We start from the raw sequence: 4,043 nt of genomic DNA, 5'->3' as shown, positions 1-4,043 counted from the left end.
GGGTGTAGCGCAGCTTGGTAGCGCGCTTGAATGGGGTTCAAGAGGCCGCAGGTTCGACTCCTGTCACTCGGACCAAAAAAAGACCGATGAATGGCGAAGATAAGCCGTTGATCGGTCTTTTCTTTTTTGTGAAAAATGAGTGGGAAATAGAGAAAAAGATTTCTATTACGTATCGGATTAGAGACTATCTGTGATCTTTTCTGTTTTATTGCATTTGAACGCTCAGTTCATTTTTGTTTTTACTGTTGTCTTCTTCACGCCTTTTTACGTCTCTTTTCAGTACCTGATAAATGACGGTGGTAGCAGGAACCGCCAACAGCATCCCCCATGTTCCGAATAATCTGCCGCCTACCGTAATGCCGACGAGGACCCAAAGACCTGGCAGGCCGATTTTGCGCCCAACAACTCTCGGATAGATAAGATTTCCTTCTACCTGTTGAAGAACAATCAAGAATATGAGGAAAATCAACGCTTTTGCAGGAGAAATAAACAGCAAGAGAATTACACCAACGGCTCCTCCGATGTATGCTCCGAGCATGGGGATCAAAGCAGTAACAGCAATGACCGAACTGATCAGGGCTGCATAATCCAGCTGTAGAATCATCATGCCGATAAAGCAGAGGACACCTAGAATGACAGCTTCTTTGCATTGTCCGGCCACATAGTCACCAAAGACCTGGGCAACAATCTGGTAGAGTCTGCCAAAAAAAGAATGGGTGCGTTTGGGCAGATATACTTTCAATGCCCGCCGCAGCTGTTTCAGCAATTGGTCCTTACCACTTAGAAGATAGACTGACAATACAATGGAGATAAAACCGGTGATTACTCCGGATATGAGGCTGCCGGTTACCTCAATGATCTGGGGGATCATCTCTTCGATAGCATTGGACAGTGTTCCCAGATAGCGGCTGACCGTATCGATCAGAGCACTTAAATCCACCGGCGGGAGATTCAGCTGCTCGGTGAATCCGTTGAGTGCTGCTTGCGCATCTAATAGATACTGATCAGCACTTCCTGCAAATAGGGATAAATTTCGGATGAGTTCCGGTACCACCAGACAGATCAGCAGGATAATTGCGCCGAAAGCCAGTATATATACAGTAATAATCGCCAGTATCCGCGATATTCGAGAATTTAGCCCCCATCGCTTGCCATACAGCTGGCAAAACCACTCATAGGGGCGGTTGAGGACAAAAGCAATGATAATGCCTATAAAAAATGGGGTCAAAAGCTGGAGAAAGATACTGATTCCGCTGATGATCTTTTCAAAATGCACAGCGATCAACACCAGCCCGATGGTAAAGGATATTAGCAATAGATAGGTCTTCAGTGTTTTCTTATCCATACGTCCCTCCTTTTATGATGTGAGATACAACATCTTAATGCTGATGACTTATCAGGTTACAGGCCATAGAGAGCTTTTTGGACCTGTTTCTGTTTTTATCTAGGCTTTACAAAAGATTGCTCGAGATTAATTCTCTTTTTCGTCTCGATGATTTATTCTCCACCGTATATTGCAAAAGCTGAGGGTAGGCCTGTGACCTGCCAAGCCCCTTTTCTAGAGGAACATCAAGAGTGGGCAGAATGGGGTGTCAACAAAGATTCCTCCTGCCGTATGTTAATGTTATTATTTTATCAGCCCACCGGTGCCCTGTCATTGGACAAAAGGCCATCCTGTTACACTTTTTCCCGCTTTTAAAAAAGTGTTACTTTTTGGGACACTTAGACGAATTTGTCCCAAAAGCAGAAAGGGGGATAAGAGGTTTTTTTGTTGATTCTCTCGGGCTTTTATGATATATTGACATAATAAATATGGACAGGAGGTGGGCTTTTGCCGGATTCGAATATCACCAAGCGGGCGCTGGCAGCCGCTCTGAAGGAGTTGATGGAGACAAAGTCCTTCTCCAAGATCAGTGTCAGCGATATCTGTGCGGCCTGTGATATGAACCGTAAAAGCTTTTACTATCATTTTAAGGATAAATATGACCTGGTCAACTGGATTTATTATACGGAATGTGTGGCGGTTCTGAAAGAAAAGGGGTACAATACGGGATGGGAATTGCTAGAGGATCTTTGCGCCTATTTTTATGATAACCGCAGTTTCTACCGCAAGACGCTCAGTGTAGATGGACAAAATTCCTTTTCAGAATACTTCCGTGACATTGGGGACACTATTATTTCTTCAGATATGGAGAAAATCTTCGGACGGGACGACGCGCTTGCATTTTATGTAAATTTTTATGCTGATGCCTTCCTGTGCGCCATCAAACGATGGCTGCTGGATAAAGACTGTATGCCGGCAAAGGAGTTTACCCAGCTGTTGAAAAACTGCCTGCTGCGGACCTCAGACACGATACTTCAGAAGCTTTCAGACGAACCGGAAGAAAAAATAAAAAAAGCAAGTAGTAAAGGGAAAGAGCTGTCTCGATGATGAGACAGCTCTTTCCCTTTATGAATCATTTGTTTATAGCGATGCTTTTTAACTGGCTACTTTTCTTAGATGATATCTCCGACTGGCAGCAGACAACCTTCTTAGCCTTGTCGCAGTGCTTTTTTGTCATCCGAAGGCCCGGATATTTGTTTTAAAGCTTTCCGGAATTGGAAAGTAAAGAGTACGATGGTGAAAGAAACAGCTAAGAAATCTGCGACTGGCTCTGCCATATAAACAGCGGTGGTTTTATCGGCAGAAAAGATCAGGGGCATGATATAAATTAATGGGATCAATAAGATGAATTTCCGCATGACTGCCACCAAAATAGATGCCTTGGCGTTACCAAGTGAGGTGAAGGTCATCTGACAGGAAACCTGAATACCAAACAGAAGCAGGCAGGCCATATAGATTCGCAAAGCGGTTTTGGTAAAAGCAATCAGTGGCTGGGAATCGGTAAACATAGCGGCAAATGCTTGGGGGAAGACCATGACACAGGCCCATAACAGGGTAGAGTAGACGAGGCTGGCCTTCAGTAACAATTTAAAGGCAGCCTTTACCCGATCAGGATTGCGTGCACCGTAATTGTAGCTGATGATGGGCTGTGCTCCCTGTCCCAATCCTTGCAGCGGCAGCATAGCAAACTGCATGACACTGGTCAGAATGGTCATGGCGCCAACGGCAATATCACTGCCATAACGCAGCAGGGAGGAGTTGAAGCAGATGGAAATGACGCTTTCACTGGCCTGCATGATAAAGGTTGACAAGCCCAAAGCCAGGCTGGGGAGGACGATTTTTCTCTCCAGCCTAAAATTCTTCTTGCGGAGTTTTAAATGGGTCTTTTTACCGCAGAGGAAAAGGAGCACCCATACACAGGACATTGCCTGGGAAATGATGGTTGCCCAGGCGGCACCCGCAACACCCATATGAAAACCAAAAATAAAGATGGGGTCGAGAATAATATTGGCCACTGCGCCGATCAGTACCGAAAGCATACCAGTTTTAGCAAAGCCCTGCGCAGTAATGAAAGCGTTCATTCCCAAAGTCATCTGGACGAAAAGGGTACCCATGGCGTAGATATTCATGTATTCGACGCCATATGCAATGGTGTTTTCGCTGGCTCCAAAGGCCATGAGAAAATCCCGGTTCCAAATCAGCAGCGCCGCTGTTAGAACGACAGAAATAATGAGCTGTACGACAAAGCAGTTGCCCATTGTCCTTTCTGCTGCATCGTGATCACCTCTTCCCATATGGATAGAGGCTCTAGGCGCGCCGCCATATCCCGCAAAGGCGGCGAATGCTGTTACAATCATAATCAAAGGCATACAAACGCCAACACCGGTCAGCGCCATGTCGCCAATCTTCGGAATATGGCCAATGTAAATGCGGTCAACAATGTTGTACAGCATATTGATGATTTGCGCTGTTACGGTGGGAAGGGCCAATTTTAAAAGAAGTCTGCCTACCGGTTCCTTTCCCAGAAAATCTTTCTCTTCTGTCATATGATTTCTCCTCTTTCCCCAACTATTTTTGTATTCTCAGCAATTCGCTCGTTAAATTTTGCAAATTGTTTTATTTCTTCTTCGGTGAAGCCCCGGAAGATTTGTTTTAGGAA

3 protein-coding genes are annotated in these 4,043 nt (G+C 45.2%); 1 reads left to right on the top strand and 2 read right to left on the bottom strand.

Annotated features, from left to right (window positions below; all coding sequences use genetic code 11):
• Positions 1 to 205 precede the first annotated feature (205 nt).
• Positions 206 to 1,345: an AI-2E family transporter gene (locus tag ACZ25G_RS04105; RefSeq protein WP_463681638.1), complete on the bottom strand. Its 1,140-nt coding sequence runs from the start codon at positions 1,343 to 1,345 to the stop codon at positions 206 to 208.
• A 486-nt stretch (positions 1,346 to 1,831) separates the two neighbouring features.
• Here ACZ25G_RS04105 and dhaS point away from each other — a divergent pair, with 486 nt between their 5' ends.
• Positions 1,832 to 2,431 (top strand): dihydroxyacetone kinase transcriptional activator DhaS, encoded by a 600-nt coding sequence (dhaS, locus tag ACZ25G_RS04100; RefSeq protein ID WP_463681637.1) that lies wholly within the window; start codon positions 1,832 to 1,834, stop codon positions 2,429 to 2,431.
• A 101-nt stretch (positions 2,432 to 2,532) separates the two neighbouring features.
• Here the strand turns inward: dhaS and ACZ25G_RS04095 are convergent, their stop codons facing one another.
• A complete protein-coding gene (locus ACZ25G_RS04095) occupies positions 2,533 to 3,930 on the bottom strand; it encodes an MATE family efflux transporter (protein WP_342680252.1) in 1,398 nt (465 codons plus the stop codon).
• Positions 3,931 to 4,043: the final 113 nt, after the last annotated feature.

The organism is Zongyangia sp. (genome assembly GCF_965361945.1).
The sequence above is the reverse complement of the archived record's forward strand: the minus strand, read 5'-3'. Positions and strand labels throughout refer to the sequence as shown.

Bases quoted from the DNA above. Each gene is read 5' to 3' on its own strand.
- ACZ25G_RS04105 (WP_463681638.1), bottom strand. From the start codon at position 1,345: ATGGATAAGAAAACACTGAAGACCTATCTATTGCTAATATCCTTTACC.
- ACZ25G_RS04095 (WP_342680252.1), bottom strand. From the start codon at position 3,930: ATGACAGAAGAGAAAGATTTTCTGGGAAAGGAACCGGTAGGCAGACTT.